Below are 17,163 nucleotides of genomic sequence, written 5' to 3'. Positions count from 1 at the left end.
CGGCCTGGTTTCGAAATTCGTCACTGGACCCTTGCCCGCCCCGGTTTATGATTGGTCGCGAACCTGCCCCGCGCCTGTGCCGGAGAAAGTGATGCCCATGTTCGCCCGTTTGACGCAGCCCCGCAAGGCCGCGGCCCGACTTCTCGCCCTGTTCTCCATCCTCTGGCTTGCCGCATGTCAGCCGATCGTGGCGACCGGCCCCGTTTCGGACGCCCAGCGCGTCACCCCCGGCGCGCCGGTGAAGGTGGCGCTTCTGGTGCCCGCGGGCTCCTCCTCGCAGAGCGACGCGCTGCTCGCCTCCAACCTCGAGAACGCTGCCCGCCTCGCCATCGCCGATCTCGGCAATGTCGAAATCGACATGAAGGTCTATCCGACCGCCGGCGACCCCGCCCGCGCCGCGCGGGCCGCGACCACCGCCGTGGCCGAAGGCGCGCAGATCATCCTCGGGCCGCTCTATGCCGAGGCCGCCAACGCGGTAGGCGTCGCGGTGGCCGATCAGGGCGTGAACGTCCTGGCCTTCTCGAACAACCCGACCATCGCAGGCGGCAACGTCTTCATCCTCGGGCCGACCTTCTCCAGCGCCGCCACGCGTTTGGTGCAATATGGCCGTGCCAACGGCATCGACCGCTATGTCGTCGCCTATGGCAACGACCTTCAGGGCGTGATCGGCCGCGACAGCATCGTCAACGCTGTCAAAAGCTCCGGCGGCGCCGTCGCGGGCACCCAAGCCTACGAGCTGAGCCAGGCCGGCGTGCAATCCGCCGCCCCCCGCGTTGCCGAGACGGTGCGCGGCACCGGTGCCACCGGCGTCTTCACCACCGCCGGCGTCAATGCCGACCTGCCGATTCTCGCCAACGCGCTCAACAAGGCGGGCGTCACGCCGCAGCAGGCGCGGATGCTGGGTCTCACCCGATGGGACGCGGCGCCGCAGGCGCTGACGCTGCCGGGGCTGCAGAACGGTCTCTTCGCCGTGCCCGACACCGCCCGCACCCGCGCCTTCGAACAGCGCTATTCGTCGACCTATGGCGCGCAGCCGCATCCTCTCGCTGGTCTCGCCTATGACGGCATCGCCGCCATCGGTGCGCTGGCCGCCACCGGCCGGGCCGACGCGCTGACCCGCAATGCCCTCGTCACCAGCCAGGGCTTCAAGGGCACCTCGGGGATCTTCCGGCTGCTGTCCAACGGCACCAACCAGCGTGGCCTTGCCGTCGCCACGATCCGCAACAACCAGGTGGTTATCCTTGACCCTGCTCCCACAAGCTTCCGCGGCGCCGGTCTCTAAGACCCCGCCCTACGCGAAGCCCGACACGACCGACGCGCCGGAGGATCTGATCCTTCCGGCGCGCGACATATTCGACCCCGAAAAGGTGTCGCGAATGCTCGGCGAGGCGATGGCCGGGCTGGATGACCCCATGGCCATGCGCCGCGCGGCCGTCATGGTGTTGTCCGAAGCCCGCCGCGAGGGGCGCGACGCGATCGCGAAGGCCTTTGCCACGCGCCCCTTCGCCGCGCGCCCCGCGACCCGTGCCTATGCTTGGCTGACCGACCGCATCGTTACGGCCTGCTTCGACGTGGCGCGCGAGCTGCACCCGCTCCACAACCCGACCGAGGGCGAGCGGCTGTCGCTCCTTGGCGTCGGAGGCTACGGGCGCGGCGAGATGGCGCCGCATTCGGACGTCGACCTGCTTTTCCTGACGCCGTGGAAGATCACCCCATGGGCCGAGAGCGTCATCGAATCAATGCTCTACATGCTGTGGGATCTCAAGCTGAAGGTCGGCCATGCGAGCCGCACCGTGAAGGACTGCCTGCGGCTGGCGAAGGAGGATTTCACGATCCGCACCTCGCTCATCGAATGCCGCCGCCTCGCGGGCGATCCCGCGCTCGCCGCTTCCCTGCGCGAGCGGCTCTGGACCGAGCTGTTCCGCGCCACCGCGCCCGAATTCATCACCGCCAAGCTTGCCGAGCGCGACACGCGCCACCTCAAGCAGGGCGGCCAGAGATATGTGGTCGAGCCCAACGTCAAGGAGGGCAAGGGCGGCTTGCGCGACCTGCAATCGCTCTACTGGATCGGCAAATACGTCTACGGCGTGCAGGACGCGGCCGAGCTCGTGGGGCAAGGCGTCTTCACCGATGAGGAATACGCCGAGTTCGTGCGCGCAGAGGATTTTCTCTGGGCGGTGCGCTGCCACCTGCATCTGGTCACCAACCGGGCGATGGACCAGCTCACCTTCGACATGCAGGTCGAGGTGGCCGAGCGGATGCGCTATGTCGATGGCGGTGGCCGCCGCGCGGTCGAGCATTTCATGCAGGACTACTTTCGCCATGCCACCCGCGTGGGCGAGCTGACCCGCATCTTCCTAACCGCACAGGAGGCCACGCATCTGAAGTCCGAGCCGATGCTGACCCGGCTTCTGGCGCGGCGCAAGCGCGCTCGCCCGCCCTACCGCATCGTGCACAACCGGCTCGACGTGGCGGACGAGACGGCGTTTCTTGCTGATCCGGTGAACCTGCTCCGGATCTTCGACGAAAGCCTGCGCACCGGCCACCTGCTGCATCCCGACGCGATGCGGCTGATCTCGGCCAACCTGCATCTGATCGACGCGAAGCTGCGCGAGGACCGGGAGGCCAACCGGATCTTCCTCGACCTGATGATCCGGCGCGGCAACCCGGAGCGGGCGCTGCGCCGGATGAACGAGCTGGGCCTTCTCGCGGCCTTCCTGCCTGAATTCGCGCCGATCGTCGCGATGATGCAGTTCAACATGTATCACCACTACACGGTCGACGAGCACACGATCCAATGCATCTCGACCTTGGCGCAGATCGAGCGCGAGGAGCTCGTCGAGGAGCTCCCCGTGGCCTCCTCGATCCTGAAAGCCGGGGTGAACCGCAAGGTGCTCTACGTGGCGCTGCTGCTGCACGACATCGGCAAGGGCCGCGACGAGGACCATTCGGTGCTCGGCGCACAGATCGTCCGGCGGGTGGCGCCGAGGCTGGGGCTCAATCGCAAGGAAAGCGAGACGGTCGAATGGCTGGTGCGCCATCACCTTCTGATGTCGGACATGGCGCAGAAGCGCGACATCTCCGAGCCGCGCACGGTGCGCGATTTCGCCCGCGCGGTGAAAACCAAGGAGCGGCTCGACCTTTTGTGCGTGCTGACCGTCTGCGACATCCGCGGCGTCGGCCCCGGCACGTGGAACAACTGGAAGGCGATGCTGCTGCGCAGCCTCTACACCGCCACCGAGGAGGCGCTCGCCACCGGGCTCGAGGATCTGAGCCGCGGCGCCCGCGAAACCGAGGCCAAGAAAGCGCTGCGCGAGGCCCTGTCGGACTGGCCGCAGGCCGAGCTGCGCGCGGAGACCAGCCGTCATTACGGCCCCTACTGGCAAGGCCTGCCGCTCGACGAGCATGTCCGCTTCGCGCATCTGCTGCGCGGGCTCGGCACCAACGAGATCCGCACCGACCTCATGCTCGATGCCGATCGCGACGCCACGCGGGTGAGCTTTGCCACCACCGACCATCCGGGGCTGTTCTCGCGGCTCACGGGCGCGCTGGCGCTTGTGGGCGCCAATATCGTCGACGCGCGCACCTATACCGCCAAGGACGGGCTGTGCACGGCCGTGTTCTGGATACAGGACGCCGAGGGGCATCCCTACGAGCAGGCCCGCCTGCCCCGGCTTGAGCAGATGATCGGCAAGACGCTGCGCGGCGAGGTCGTGACGCGCGACGCGATCAAGGACCGCGACAAGATCCGCAAGCGCGAGCGCGCCTTCCGCGTGCCCACCTCGATCGCCTTCGACAATGACGGCTCGGAGATCTTCACCATCATCGAGGTCGACACCCGTGACCGGCCCGGCCTGCTCTATGACCTGACCCGGACGCTGGCCGCCGCGAATGTCTATATTTCCTCCGCCGTCATCGCGACCTATGGGGAGCAGGCGGTCGATACCTTCTACGTCAAGGACATGTTCGGATTGAAATACCATTCTGAGTCGAAGCAGCGCGCGCTCGAACGACGGCTGCGCGAGGCCATCGAAGCGGGCGCGCGGAGGGCCGTGTCTTGAAGCCCATCCGCTTGGTGCAGGGCTTTCTCACCGTCGGCATCTGGACCCTGCTGTCCCGCGTCTTCGGATTCGCGCGCGACATCATGATCGCGGGCTATCTCGGCGCGGGCCCGGTGGCCGAGGCCTTCCTCGTCGCCTTCTCGCTGCCCAACATGTTCCGCCGCTTCTTCGCCGAGGGCGCATTCAACATGGCCTTCGTGCCGATGTTCTCAAAAAAGCTCGAGGGCGAGGAGGACGCGGCGGGCTTCGCGCAGGAGGCGTGGGTCGGCATGGCCTTCATCCTCACCGTGTTCACGGTGATCGGCGTGGTGGCAATGCCGGGGCTGGTGCTGCTCATGGCGTCGGGCTTTGCGGGCGACGAGCGGTTCGACCTTGCGGTCGAATACGGCCGCCTCGCCTTTCCCTACATCCTGTTCATCTCGCTCGCCGCGCTGGCCTCCGGCGTGCTCAACGCCACCGGCCGCTTCGTCGCCGCCGCCGCGGCGCCGGTGCTCTTGAACATCGTGTTCATCCTCGCGGTACTGGTGGGCGCGGCGCTGGGTCGCGATCCCTCCGAGAGCCTCGGGCTCGGCATCGACCGGGCGCTCGGGCTCCGGGTGGGCGACACGCTGGCGCTGTCGGTGCCCTTCGCGGGTCTGGTGCAGCTCTTCCTCGTGTGGTGGGCTGCCAAGCGCGCGGGCTTCCACCTGCGCTGGGGCTGGCCGCGCATGTCGCCCGACCTGTGGAAGCTTGCCGCCATCGCGGCCCCTGCGGCGCTGGCGGGCGGTGTGGTGCAGATCAACCTGTTGGTCGGTCGGCAGGTGGCCAGCTTCTTCGAAGGCGCGGTTGCCTGGCTCAACTATGCCGACCGCCTTTACCAGCTGCCCTTGGGCGTGGTCGGTATCGCCGTGGGCGTGGTGTTGCTGCCCGATCTGTCGCGCCGGCTGCGGGCGGGCGACGAGACCGGCGGCCGCGACGCCTTCAACCGCGCCGCCGAGATGAGCCTCGCGCTCACCATCCCCGCTGCCGTGGCGCTGGTGGTGATCCCCGTCCCGCTGGTCTCGGTGCTGTTCGAGCGCGGCGCCTTCACCACCGACGACACCATGGCGACCGCGCTTACCGTCGCGGTCTATGGCGTGGGCCTGCCCGCCTTCGTGCTGCAAAAATCGCTGCAACCGCTGTTCTTCGCGCGCGAGGACACCAAGAGCCCGTTCCGCTACGCGCTCGTGGCGATGGTGGTGAACGTGGTGGTGGCCGTGGGCCTCGCTCCGGTGATCGGCTTCATCGCCGCCGCTCTCGGCACGACGCTGGCGGGCTGGGCCATGGTCTGGCTGCTGTGGCGCGGCTCGCGCGGGATGGGGGTGGCCTCGCAATGGGACGACCGCTTCCGTCACCGGCTGTGGCGGATCTGCGGCGCATCGGCGCTGATGGGGGTGCTGCTCCTGGGCTGCGCGGCGCTCCTGGGCCCGTTCCTCGCCACGCCGACGGTGCGCTACCTCGCGCTGGCCGTCCTCGTGGCGATCGGGATGCTGGGCTATTTCGGCTTCGGCCAGCTTCTGGGGGCGTTCCGCCTCGCCGAGTTCCGCCGCGCGGTGCGGCGCTAACGCGTCCGCATCCGCGCGAGGAACCCGCGCGCGCCGCCCGGTGCCAAAAGCGGCGACAACACCAGCCCCGTCACGAAGCCTGCGGCGTCGGCCACCCATGCGGGGTCGGCGCCGAACATCAGCCCGAACACCAGCTGCAGCGCCAGGAGCACGCCGATCAGCCGGAACGCCGCCAGCCGGTTCGACCCGGCGCGCCCGAGTTGCAGCCACATCAGATAGGTGAAGCCGCCGATCAGCCCGTAGACCGCCGGGTAGGCCCCGGCCAGCGGGTAGTTGGTCGAGGTGAAGACCCCGAAGGCGATGGCCCCCGTAATGGTCGTGGCCGCCAGCAGCAGGCCCAGCGCGACCGGGTGCAGCACCTCGCCCACGAACTTGCCGAGCGCCAGAAGCAGCGCCACCGCAAAGAGCGCGTGGGTCAGGCTGAGATGCACGAAAGGGTAGCTCAGCAAACGCGAGGCGAGGCCCCAGTCCCAGCGCAGCGCCAGCCGGTCGAGCACGGCGGCGGAAAACCCGTAGCCCTTGATCGCGCCGATGCGCCAGCCCACGGCCTGTGGCCCGCCAACGAGCCCGGTGGCCCCGAGCGACAGCACCGCCTCGATGCCAGCCATGACCAGCGCCAGCACCACGATCAGCGGCGGCAGCGTGCCGAAGGGGCCCTCGATCGGGGAGTGGTTCGGATCGGGTCTCGGGTAGTATCCCTGCGGTCGCATGTTCGTCCCCTTCGGTTGACCTCGACAGGGGGCATGGCTAATCGGAATGCCACCCGGTTTCCAGCAGGACACGCGCCATGACCGACACCAAGTTCGCCCCCCGCGTCTTTTCGGGCATCAAGCCTTCGGGCGGCCTCACGCTCGGCAACTATCTCGGCGCGATCAAGCGCTTTGTCGAGATGCAGGGCGGTGAATTCGAGACGATTTTCTGCGTCGTGGACCTGCATGCCATCACCGTCTGGCAGGAGCCGGAGGAGCTGCGCCGTGCCACCCGCGAAGTGGCGGCGGGCTACCTCGCCTCGGGGATCGATTCGGAGAAATCCATCCTGTTCAACCAGTCCCGCGTCTCGGCCCATGCCGAACTGGGCTGGCTGTTCAACTGCGTCGCGCGGATGGGCTGGATGAACCGGATGACCCAGTTCAAGGAAAAGGCGGGCAAGAACGCCGAGAAGCAGAGCCTCGGGCTTTATGCCTATCCGTCGCTGATGGCCGCCGACATCCTCGCCTATCACGCCACCCACGTGCCGGTGGGCGACGACCAGAAGCAGCATGTCGAGCTGACCCGCGACATCGCGGCCAAGTTCAACCACGACTACAAGACCGACTTCTTCCCGCTCACCACTCCGGTGATCGAGGGGCCGGCGATGCGGGTGATGAACCTGCGCGACGGCACCAAGAAGATGTCGAAGTCGGGCGAGAGCGACATGGAGCGGATCAACATGACCGATGACGCCGACACCATCGCCAAGAAGTTCAAGAAGGCCCGCACCGACCCCGCGCCCCTGCCCGACAATCTCGACGAGTTGAAGGATCGCGCCGAGGCCAAGAACCTCGTGGATATCTACGCGGGCCTGTCGGGGGTGACGGCCGAAGCGGTGATCGCCGAGCATGGCGGCGCGGGCTGGGGCCAGTTCAAACCCGCCCTCGCCGATCTGGCAGTCGAGAAGCTCGCCCCGATCTCGTCGGAGATGGCGCGGCTAATGGACGACCCGGCCGAGATCGACCGGATCATGGCCCGCGGCGCCGATCGCGCCCGCGCCATCGCCGATCCGATCGTCGCCAAGACCTCCGAGATCATGGGCCTCGTCCGCTGAGCCACGGGCGGGGCGCTACGCGCCCTGCCCACTCCGGCTAGGCTACAGCACGGCTCCCATCACCGTTTTCTCAAGGCGACAGGGCACCGGGGCGGAAACGGGCCGCCTCGGCGCTTGCGTCCCGGACAGGGGCGGAAGGGGAGCGCAGTCCCCTTCCGTCGCATCGGCTCAGATCAGCCGCACCTGCGTGCCGGTCTCGACCAGCGCGAAGAGCTTGGCGATGTGTTCGTTGTAAAGACCGATGCAGCCATCCGAGGAAGGTCGGCCGATCTTGCGCGTGTCATGGGTGCCGTGAATCCGATAATATTGCCACGACAGGTAGAGCGCATGGGTGCCCAGCGGGTTGCCGGGGCCCGCGGGCACCACCGCCGGAAGCGAAGGGTCGCGCTCGCGCATCGAGGGCGTCGGGGTCCATGTCGGGCCCTCCACCTTGCGCACTACCTCGGTATAGCCGAGCCGGGTGAGTTCTTCGCTCACGGGAACCGAAGAAGGATAGAGCCGGTAGGTCTCTCCGTCACCGCCCCAGAAATGCACGGCACGGGCCTTGGTGTCGGCGACGATGACACCCCTGCCCAGCGCGTCGAAATGATCGCGCCAGTCGATCCTCTGAAGCGCCGAGACGTTGCGCTGCACCGCGCCTTGGGCCGCGATGGCGGGAGCGGCGAGCGTGACGAGGCCGGCGGCGGTGCCGGTCGCAAGAAAGCTGCGTCGGGTCTGGGTCATGAGGTCTCCTGATCTGTTTTGCCCTCCCTTCCCCCTTCCCGCGCGGGAGGATCAACTCACGACGGCGCGAGGTGCCGCATCGGGGTTTCGCGTTGTTGCACCGATGCCGTGCGAAACTGGTGACTGACGCCGAGGCCTGCCGGTCCCTATCTTGGTGATGTACCGCCCCTACCCGGAGAGCCGCCGCCATGACCCAGATCGCCCCCGCCGCCACCCGTATCGGCCACGTGCACCTGCGGGTCGCCGATCTCGACCGCGCCATCGCCTTTTATGGCGGCGTGCTGGGCTTCGAGGTGATGCAGCGCTACGGCCCCGGCGCGGCTTTCCTTTCCGCGGGGGGCTATCACCATCATATCGGTCTCAACACCTGGGAGAGCCTTGGCGCCGCGCCGCCGCCGCCGGGCCATACCGGCCTCTACCACACCGCGGTCCTCTACCCCGACCGCAGGTCGCTGGCGCGGGCGCTGAGGCGAGCGATCGAGGCCGGAGTCGAGATCGACGGCGCGGCCGATCACGGGGTGAGCGAGGCGATCTATTTCCGCGATCCCGACGGCAACGGGGTCGAAATCTACCGCGACCGCGCCGAAGCCGATTGGCCGCGCGACGCCGAGGGCGGGCTTTCGATGACCAATGCCCGGCTCGATCTGGGCGCGCTGCTGGCCGAGGCTTGAGCGCAACGCCCCGACCGTTGCGGCGTGCCGGAGCGCCGCCGCCTCTCGACCGCCCTGCGCCATCGGCCTAGCCTGTGCCCCAAAGTGGAGGACAGGCATGGCCACGGGCACCGATATCCGGACCTATCACGAGGGGCGCTGGCACGAAGGCGACATCGCGGTGATCCGCGCCTCCGACCACGGGGCGTGGCTCGGCACGACCGTGTTCGATGGCGCGCGTTACGCGCACGGGCTCGCGCCCGACCTCGACAAGCATTGCGCGCGGGCCAATGCCTCGGCCGAGGCGCTGATGATCACCCCCACCGTCTCGACACAGGAGATGGTCGGCATCGTCCGCGAGGGGCTGGCCGCCTGCCCCAAGGATGCCGCGATCTACATCCGCCCGATGTACTGGGCACTCGATGGCGGCCCTTTGGGCATCCTCCCCAAGGAGGGCGCGACCGGCTTTGCCGTGGCGCTCGAGGCGATCCCGATGGCGCCGCCCGATGCCGCGACGACGCTCACCACCACGCGCTTTCGCCGCCCAGTGATGGAGGACGCGGTGGTCAACGCCAAGGCGGGCTGCCTCTACCCCAACAACGCCCGGATGATCGCCGAGGCGCGCGTCAAGGGCTTTGGCAACGCTCTGGCGGCCGACGCGCTGGGCAACGTCGCCGAAAGCGCCAGCTCCAACGTCTTTGTCGTCAAGGATGGCGAGGTGTTCACGCCGATCCCCAACGGCACCTTTCTCGCGGGCATCACCCGCGCGCGCCACATCGCCAACCTGTGCGCCGACGGGGTGAAGGTGCACGAGGTCACGATGTCCTTCGCCGACGTGCATGCCGCCGACGAGGTGTTCTTGTCGGGCAACATGCACAAGGTCACGCCTGTCACCACCTTCGACGACACGGCCTATCCCATCGGCCCGGTCACGAAGCGGGTGCGCGAGATGTACTGGGACTGGGCGGCGACGGCTGGCTGAGATGCGGCTCTGGCGCGCCATCGACCGGCTGCTGGCGTTCTTGCCCTTCGCGCTGAGCGCTGTGGCGCTGGCGCTCTTGCTGTCGCAAAACCCCTTCGCCGCGCCCTATCTGGAGCGCACCACCGAGGCGGTGGCGCTGGAGCTGCGTGCGGCCTTGGCGCGCGAGGTGACGCCGGAATGGTACATGGCCGAGATGGACCGCGCGCTTCTGGCCGAGGATCTCGACGCGATGCGCATGGTCTCGGCGGTGGGCGGACGACACGGCATCGCGCCCTCGCCCGCCCTTTTGGGCCGGATGCAGGCGCTCGAGGCGCAAGAGACCGGGGCGCTGGCGGCGGTGCGCGACTGCGCGGTCTGCGCCGCCGACATCACCGCCTGCCCGCGCGTGACGCTACTGGCGATGTGCGGCGTCACGGTCGAGATGACGCCGCTTGGCGATCTCAACGCGCTGCGCCGCGCGGCACAGGCCGGGATCGCGGGCGAGGAGATCGACCGGATCGAGGTGGCGCTGGCGGGTGTGGGCCTCGGGGCCACCGGTCTGGTGCTGGCCTCAGGCGGCACCAGCGCCACGGTCAAGGTGGGGGCGACCTCGCTGCGGCTGGCACGGCGGCTCGGCACCGTCAGCCCGCGTTTCGCGGATGAACTTCGGCTGCTCTCCGATGTCGGTTTCCGCCCGGATCGGCTCGACAATCTCACCTTGGGCAGGGCGGGCCTCGACGAAGTGGCCGACCCGGTGAAGCTCGCCCGGGTGGGTGAATTGGCCTCGGATCTGGGGCGCGTTGCCGCGAATGCCTCGCTCACCGACGCGGTGCTGATGCTGCGCCATGTCGACGACGCCGCCGATGCGCGGCGGCTGGCGCGGCTGTCGGACGCCGCCGGACCCGACACCCGCGCCACGCTCGACATTCTCGGCAAGGGCCGCGCCTTTCGTGCGCTGGTGCGGCTGTCGGACCTCGCCATCGGGGCGGCGGCGCTCTTGTGGCTGGTCGCGGGCCAGGTGCTGATCTTCTTGGGGGAACGCTTTGGTCGCCTCGTGCTGGCACTCTTGCGCATGCCGGTGCGGGCGCAGGCGCGCGGGGCCGATGCCCGCACCGACATGCCGCGTCCGCGCGCCGAGCCTCCCTTGACCCGGCCGCAGCCGCGCCTGCGCCCCGATCCGCCCCTGCGCCGCCCGGTCGTGCACCGCCCCGTTGTGCCGCGCCCCTCGTTGGGCCACACTCCGGCGGAATGACGGAGAGCCCATGCGCAAGTTTCTCGTGATCCTCGACGACACCCGCGAATGCCTCAACGCGATGCGCTTTGCCGCGATGCGCGCGGGCAAAACCGGCGGCGGCGTCACAATCCTGTCGGTGATCCCCCCCGACGAGTTCAACCATTGGGTAGGCGTGGGCGAGATCATGCGCGCCGAGGCGCGCGAGCGCATCGAAGTCCATTTCGAGGTCTTCGCGAAATGGATGCGCGACCGCCAGAACGTGCATCCCGACCTCGTGATCCGCGAAGGCGAGGCGGTGCCTGAGATCCTCGCCCAGATCCGCGAGGACCCGGAGATCGGCGTGCTGGTGCTCGGCGCGGGGGACGACCGCAAGGGGCCGGGACCGCTGGTGAGCCAACTCACCCGCGAGGCCGGCAGCCTGCCGGTGCCGATCACCATCGTGCCGGGCGACATCTCCAAGGAGCGGCTGGAGGCGATCACCTGAAAGCTCTGACGAATGGTTTTTAGAACCGTTCCAAATCTTGACTTCGGGCCCTGCGAGGCGCATATCGGGAGCCTGAAACGAAAGGTGGTCCGATGTTCATCCAGACCGAATCCACGCCGAACCCCGCGACACTGAAGTTCCTGCCGGGGCAGACCGTGCTCGAGATGGGCACGGCCGACTTCCCCTCCGAGGAGGCCGCGCAGTCGAGCCCGCTTGCCAAGCGCATCTTCGCGACCGGCGGCGTGGCGGGCGTGTTCCTCGGCTCGGACTTCGTGACCGTGACCAAGACCGACGCGGTCGAGTGGGATCACATCAAGCCCGCCGTGCTCGGCGCGGTGATGGAGCATTTCCAGTCCGGCGCGCGGCGATCGACGACGGCACCTCGAACAGCGCCTCGGGCGGTCATGCCGAGCATACGGGCGAGGACGGCGCCATCGTCGAGCAGATCAAGGAATTGCTCGACACCCGCGTGCGGCCCGCCGTGGCGCAGGATGGTGGCGACATCACCTTCCACGGCTTTGATCGCGGCATCGTCTACCTGCACATGCAAGGCGCCTGCGCGGGCTGCCCCTCCTCGACGCTGACGCTCAAGATGGGCATCGAGAACCTGCTGCGCCACTACATCCCCGAAGTGGTCGAGGTCCGGCCCGTCGCCGCCTGATGACACCGCTTCTCGCCTTCGACACCTCGGCCGCGCATTGCGCGGCCGCGCTGCATCTGGGGGACCGCGTGGTCGCCCGGGTCGAGCCGATGGCCAAAGGACAGGCCGAGCGGCTGATGGGTTTCCTTGAGGAGGTCCTCGCCGCCGAAGGCCTCGGCTGGAGCGATCTCGCAGCCCTCGGCGTAGGCTGCGGGCCGGGCAACTTCACCGGGCTCCGGATCGGCGTCTCTGCAGCGCGCGGCCTCGCGCTGGGTCTGGGCATCCCGGCGATCGGCGTGTCGGGCTTCGAGGCGGCGGGACTGGGTCATCCGCGCCCGGTCACCGTCGCCCTGCCCGCGCCGCGCGACCACCTGTGGCTGCAGCGCCTGACCGAGAACGGGGCCGAAGCCCCCACCCTCGCGCCCGCCGCGCAGGCGGGCGAGGTGCTGCACGCCCCCGAGGCGGACCCGCTGGTCCGCGCCATCGCCGAAATCGCGTGCGGCCGCGCCGCGACGCCCCAGCCGCGCCCGGCGCCGCTCTATGTTCGCCCCGCCGACGCCGCGCCGCCGCGCGACCCCGCGCCCGTGCTGATCGGATGACCGAGCCGCGGGCCCTCGCCGAGACCTATGCGGCGGCCTTTCCGGATGAGCGTCACTGGGGCGCGGCCGAGTTCGTCGAGCTGCTCGCCGCCCCCGGCGCGATCCTGTCGGGCGACGCAGCAAGCTTCGTTCTGGGGCGGGTGACGCTCGACGAGGCCGAGATCGTGACGCTTGCCACACATCCCGGGCATCGCCGGCAGGGCCGCGCCCGCGCCGCGTTGGAGGCGTTCCACGACGCGGCGCGTGCTGCCGGGGCCGATACGGCCTTTCTCGAGGTGGCCGAGGACAACGTGGCGGCCTGTGCGCTCTACGCGGCGGCGGGCTATGTCCGGGCGGGCCGCAGACGGGGCTACTATTCCCGGCCCGACCGGCCGCCGGTGACGGCGCTGATCCTCACCCTCCCCCTGCGTCAGGATGCCCCGGCGTCAGTCGCCTTTTGCGTGGGCAAAGCCGTCCCGAAGCCACCCGAAGCCACCTCAAAGCCCCGATGACTTGGCGCAAATCAGGGAAAAATCAGTTGACCCCCGAGGGCTGCGCATTGCCTTATCCTGCCATGAGCCGGCGCATGACCGGCAGGCGCGTGTCGCCCCTCAGGGGCCGTGCCGAGACCTGACAGGGAGCTATTGATGACTCATTTCGCGAAATTCCTCGGCGCCTCCGCCGTGCTGGCCCTCTCGGCAGGCGCGGCTCTGGCCGATCCGGCGCTGATCTACGATCTGGGCGGAAAGTTCGACAAATCCTTCAACGAAAGCGCGCATAATGGCGCCACCCGCTGGGCCGAGGAAACCGGCAACTCCTATGCCGAAGTCGAGCTGCAGTCCGACGCCCAGCGCGAGCAGGCGCTGCGCCGTTTCGCCGAGGCCGGCAACAACCCGATCGTCACGGTAGGCTTTTCGTTCATGACCCCGCTCGAGGAAATCGCCACCGACTACCCCGAGACCAAGTTCGTGATCATCGACGGCGTGGTCGACCAGCCCAACGTCCGCTCGGTGATCTTCAACGAGCATGAGGCTCCTACCTTGTCGGCCAAATGGCCGCGATGGCCTCCGAGAGCGGCACCGTCGGCTTCATCGGCGGCATGGACATCCCGTTGATCCGCAAGTTCGCCTGCGGCTACGCCCAGGGCGCTCAGTCGGTGAACCCCGAGATCACCGTCCTGTCGAACATGACCGGCACCACCCCCTCGGCCTGGAACGATCCCGTGAAGGGCTCCGAGCTAACCCAGGCGCAGATCTCGCAAGATGCGGACGTGATCTATGCCGCCGCGGGCGGCACCGGCATTGGCGTGCTGCAGACCGCCGCCGATCAAGGCATCCTGTCGATCGGCGTCGACAGCAACCAGAACTACCTGCAGCCGGGCAAGGTGCTGACCTCGATGGTCAAGCGCGTGGACAACGCGGTCTATGAGGCCTTCGAGGCGGGCACCGAGGTCGAGACCGGCATCAACGTGATGGGCGTCAACAACGAGGGCGTCGGCATCGCCGTCGATGAGCACAACGAGGCGCTCGTCACCGATGAGATGACCGCCGCCGTCGAGGACGCCAAGACCAAGATCGCCTCGGGCGAGATCGAGGTGCACGACTACATGAGCGACGAGAGCTGCCCCTCGCTCGACTTCTGATCGCCCCCCAGGGCATGACACGAGGGGCCGCGCCGCAAAGCGCGGCCCCGTTTCGCACCCGAGGACCGGACATCACATGACCGACCACACCCCCGCGATCGAGCTCAAGGGCATCTCCAAGGCCTTTGGCCCCGTGCAGGCCAACAAGGACATCTCGATCCGGGTGATGCCCGGCACGATCCACGGCATCATCGGCGAGAACGGCGCCGGCAAATCGACACTGATGTCGATCCTCTATGGTTTCTACAAGGCCGATGCGGGCGAGATCTTCATCAATGGCCGCCTGACCCAGATCCCCGACAGCCAGGCCGCGATCCGCGCCGGGATCGGCATGGTGTTTCAGCATTTCAAGCTGGTGCAGAACTTTACCGTGCTCGAAAACGTCGTGCTCGGCGCCGAGGAAGGCGCGATGCTGCGCCCGTCGCTCGCCAAGGCGCGCCGCCAACTCAAGCAGCTGGCCGCGGAATACGAGCTCAACATCGACCCCGATGCGCGGATCGAGGATATCGGCGTCGGCATGCAGCAGCGGGTCGAGATCCTCAAGGCGCTCTACCGGCAGGCCGACATCCTGATCCTCGACGAGCCCACCGGCGTGCTGACCCCGGCCGAGGCCGACCACCTGTTCCGCATCCTCAAGGGGCTGCGCGATCAGGGCAAGACGATCATCCTGATCACCCACAAGCTGCGCGAGATCATGGAGATCACCGACACGGTGAGCGTGATGCGGCGCGGCGAGATGACCGCGACGGTGCAGACCGCCGAAACCTCGCCGCCCGAACTGGCCGAGCTGATGGTCGGCCGCAAGGTGCTGCTGCAGGTCGAGAAGGCCCCCGCCACGCCGGGCAAGACGATCCTCGAGGTCGAGAACCTGCGCGTGATCGACAGCAAGGGCGTCGAGCGATTGCGCGGCATCGGGATCGAGATCCGCGCGGGCGAGATCCTCGGCCTTGCCGGTGTCGCGGGCAACGGCCAGTCCGAATTGCTCGAGGTGCTGGGCGGCTACCGCAAGGCCAAGGGCAAGGTGCGGCTCAATGGCGAGGAGATCGACCTCACCGGATCCAAGTCCGACGCTCGCACCCGGCGCGCGCGCGGCATCGCCCACGTCCCCGAGGACCGGCACCACGAGGGGTTGATCCTCGACTTCACGGCCTGGGAAAACGTGGCCTTCGGCTATCACGACAAGCCCGAATTCAACAAAGGCGTCTTCATGGACAACGCGGCCATCAAGGCCGACGCCGCCGCGAAGATGGAGCGCTTCGACGTGCGCCCGCCGAACCCGAACCTCGCCGCCAAGAACTTTTCGGGCGGCAACCAGCAGAAGATCGTCGTGGCGCGCGAGATCGAGCGCAATCCCGACCTGCTGCTGATCGGTCAGCCGACGCGCGGTGTCGACATCGGCGCGATCGAGTTCATCCACGAGCAGATCGTGGCGCTGCGCGACATGGGCAAGGCGGTGCTGCTGGTGTCGGTCGAGCTTGACGAGATCCTGTCGCTGTCGGATCGCATCGCGGTGATGTTCGACGGCCAGATCATGGGCGAGCGCCTGCCCTCCGAGACCGACGAGCGCGAGCTTGGTCTTCTGATGGCGGGCATCACCGATACGGACAAACCGCATAGCGAGGCCGAGATCGAGGCCAACCTTGCCAAGAAGCGCGCCAGCGCCGCGAAGGAGGCCTGAGATGCAGAAGATGCCGCAATGGGCGGATGTGGTGCTGATCCCGCTGATCAGCCTGCTTCTCGCCGCCCTGCTCTCGGCCCTGGTCATCCTCGCCATCGGCGAAAACCCGTGGTCGGCCCTCAAGCTGATGGTCGACGGCTCGATGGGCTCGACCTACGCCTGGGGCTACACGCTCTACTACGCGACCAATTTCATCTTTACCGGCCTCGCCGTGGCGATCGCCATCCATGCGCGCCTGTTCAACATCGGCGGCGAGGGCCAGGCGATGCTGGGCGGCCTCGGCGTGGCGCTGATCGCGCTCTATATACCTTGGCCGCATTGGAGCATCGCGCTTCTGGGCGGCGCGGTGGGCGCGGCACTCTTCGGCGCGGCCTGGGCTCTGATCCCGGCCTGGCTTCAGGCCAAGCGCGGCAGCCACATCGTGATCACCACGATCATGTTCAACTTCATCGCCGCGGCGCTGCTGAACTACCTGCTGATCGGCGCGCTCAAACCCTCGGGCTCGATGGAGCCCGCCACGGGCCGCTTCCCAGAGGCCACGCATCTGCCGACCTTCCAAGACATGTTCTCGACCGCCGAGACCGCGCTGTTCCGGGGCGCGCCGGTGAACGTGTCGTTCTTCGTGGCGCTGCTGGCCTGCGTCGCCGTCTGGGCGCTGATCTGGCGCACCCGTCTGGGCTATGAGATCCGCGCCTTCGGCCAATCGGAATCGGCGGCGAAATATGCCGGCATCTCGCCCACCCGGATCATCGTCGTGACCATGCTGATCTCCGGCGGTCTCGCGGGCATGATGGCGATCAACAACGTCATGGGCGAGGCCGAGCGCCTCGTGCTCAACGCCGTCGAGGGCGCCGGTTTCATCGGCATCGCGGTGGCGCTGATGGGGCGCAGCCATCCCTTCGGCGTGCTGCTCGCAGCGCTGCTCTTCGGCTTTCTCTATCAGGGCGGCGCCGAGCTGGCGCTGTGGACCTCGATCCCGCGCGAACTGATCGTGGTGATCCAGGCCCTCGTGATCCTGTTTACCGGCGCGCTCGACAACATGGTGCGAATGCCGCTCGAGGCGATGTTCCTGAGGCTGCGGCCCGCGCCGAAGCCCGCCCGCAAGACCGAACCGGCGGAGTGAGC

Annotated in this window: 14 protein-coding genes and 2 pseudogenes; 14 read left to right on the top strand and 2 right to left on the bottom strand. The window is 68.2% G+C overall.

The annotated features are described in order from the left end of the window. The first annotated feature begins 97 nt into the window (after positions 1 to 97). The 3 genes from MBELCI_RS08135 to murJ are packed head-to-tail and all read left to right on the top strand — an operon-like array spanning position 98 to position 5,644. Positions 98 to 1,282 (top strand): ABC transporter substrate-binding protein, encoded by a 1,185-nt coding sequence (locus tag MBELCI_RS08135; protein ID WP_021693714.1) that lies wholly within the window; start codon positions 98 to 100, stop codon positions 1,280 to 1,282. Then, on the top strand, positions 1,242 to 4,061 hold the full coding sequence (locus MBELCI_RS08130; RefSeq protein WP_021693713.1) for a [protein-PII] uridylyltransferase: 2,820 nt from the start codon (positions 1,242 to 1,244) through the stop codon (positions 4,059 to 4,061). Before MBELCI_RS08135 ends, MBELCI_RS08130 begins: the two co-directional genes overlap by 41 nt. Beyond that, on the top strand, positions 4,058 to 5,644 hold the full coding sequence (gene murJ / locus MBELCI_RS08125; RefSeq protein ID WP_021693712.1) for a murein biosynthesis integral membrane protein MurJ: 1,587 nt from the start codon (positions 4,058 to 4,060) through the stop codon (positions 5,642 to 5,644). Before MBELCI_RS08130 ends, murJ begins: the two co-directional genes overlap by 4 nt. Here murJ and MBELCI_RS08120 read toward each other — a convergent pair. Next, positions 5,641 to 6,354 (bottom strand): rhomboid family intramembrane serine protease, encoded by a 714-nt coding sequence (locus MBELCI_RS08120; RefSeq protein ID WP_045319867.1) that lies wholly within the window; start codon positions 6,352 to 6,354, stop codon positions 5,641 to 5,643. The two genes, murJ and MBELCI_RS08120, sit on opposite strands and share 4 nt — an antisense overlap. 77 nt (positions 6,355 to 6,431) lie before the next feature. Between MBELCI_RS08120 and trpS the strand changes: the two genes are divergently transcribed. Continuing rightward, entirely contained in the window at positions 6,432 to 7,448 is a 1,017-nt protein-coding gene (gene trpS, locus MBELCI_RS08115) for a tryptophan--tRNA ligase (RefSeq protein WP_045319866.1), read from the top strand. Positions 7,449 to 7,616: 168 nt separating this feature from the next. Here the strand turns inward: trpS and MBELCI_RS08110 are convergent, their stop codons facing one another. Then, the gene (locus tag MBELCI_RS08110) at positions 7,617 to 8,171 is read right to left on the bottom strand and encodes a L,D-transpeptidase (RefSeq protein WP_021693710.1); all 555 of its coding nucleotides are present in this window, start codon (positions 8,169 to 8,171) and stop codon (positions 7,617 to 7,619) included. A 188-nt stretch (positions 8,172 to 8,359) separates the two neighbouring features. On the opposite strand from MBELCI_RS08110, the gene MBELCI_RS08105 reads away from it, so the two are divergent. From MBELCI_RS08105 to MBELCI_RS08060, 10 genes and pseudogenes are all read left to right on the top strand, one after another. Beyond that, positions 8,360 to 8,842: a VOC family protein gene (locus MBELCI_RS08105; protein WP_021693709.1), complete on the top strand. Its 483-nt coding sequence runs from the start codon at positions 8,360 to 8,362 to the stop codon at positions 8,840 to 8,842. A gap of 97 nt (positions 8,843 to 8,939) precedes the next feature. Continuing rightward, complete coding sequence (locus tag MBELCI_RS08100) at positions 8,940 to 9,803, top strand: branched-chain amino acid aminotransferase (protein ID WP_021693708.1); 864 nt, start codon at positions 8,940 to 8,942, stop codon at positions 9,801 to 9,803. A gap of 1 nt (position 9,804) precedes the next feature. Continuing rightward, complete coding sequence (locus MBELCI_RS08095; protein ID WP_021693707.1) at positions 9,805 to 11,034, top strand: hypothetical protein; 1,230 nt, start codon at positions 9,805 to 9,807, stop codon at positions 11,032 to 11,034. Positions 11,035 to 11,044: 10 nt separating this feature from the next. Next, positions 11,045 to 11,500 (top strand): universal stress protein, encoded by a 456-nt coding sequence (locus tag MBELCI_RS08090; protein ID WP_021693706.1) that lies wholly within the window; start codon positions 11,045 to 11,047, stop codon positions 11,498 to 11,500. A 92-nt stretch (positions 11,501 to 11,592) separates the two neighbouring features. Continuing rightward, a pseudogene (locus MBELCI_RS08085) lies at positions 11,593 to 12,161 on the top strand (NifU family protein). Beyond that, complete coding sequence (gene tsaB, locus MBELCI_RS08080) at positions 12,161 to 12,739, top strand: tRNA (adenosine(37)-N6)-threonylcarbamoyltransferase complex dimerization subunit type 1 TsaB (protein WP_021693704.1); 579 nt, start codon at positions 12,161 to 12,163, stop codon at positions 12,737 to 12,739. The pseudogene MBELCI_RS08085 and the gene tsaB overlap by 1 nt, the downstream one beginning before the upstream one ends. Further along, positions 12,736 to 13,230 (top strand): GNAT family N-acetyltransferase, encoded by a 495-nt coding sequence (locus MBELCI_RS08075; RefSeq protein ID WP_021693703.1) that lies wholly within the window; start codon positions 12,736 to 12,738, stop codon positions 13,228 to 13,230. Before tsaB ends, MBELCI_RS08075 begins: the two co-directional genes overlap by 4 nt. Positions 13,231 to 13,365: 135 nt before the next feature. Beyond that, positions 13,366 to 14,360, top strand: a pseudogene (locus tag MBELCI_RS08070) (BMP family lipoprotein). A gap of 76 nt (positions 14,361 to 14,436) precedes the next feature. Next, positions 14,437 to 16,038, top strand: coding sequence for an ABC transporter ATP-binding protein (locus tag MBELCI_RS08065; protein ID WP_021693701.1), 1,602 nt, complete (start codon positions 14,437 to 14,439; stop codon positions 16,036 to 16,038). A gap of 1 nt (position 16,039) precedes the next feature. Then, the gene (locus MBELCI_RS08060; RefSeq protein ID WP_021693700.1) at positions 16,040 to 17,161 is read left to right on the top strand and encodes an ABC transporter permease; all 1,122 of its coding nucleotides are present in this window, start codon (positions 16,040 to 16,042) and stop codon (positions 17,159 to 17,161) included. The last annotated feature ends 2 nt before the right edge of the window (positions 17,162 to 17,163 follow it).

It is taken from the genome of Limimaricola cinnabarinus LL-001, assembly GCF_000466965.1.
In the GTDB taxonomy this organism is placed as follows: Bacteria; Pseudomonadota; Alphaproteobacteria; order Rhodobacterales; family Rhodobacteraceae; genus Limimaricola; species Limimaricola cinnabarinus.
Note: the sequence above shows the minus strand (reverse complement) of the source record. Positions and strands in the feature narration are given on the sequence as shown.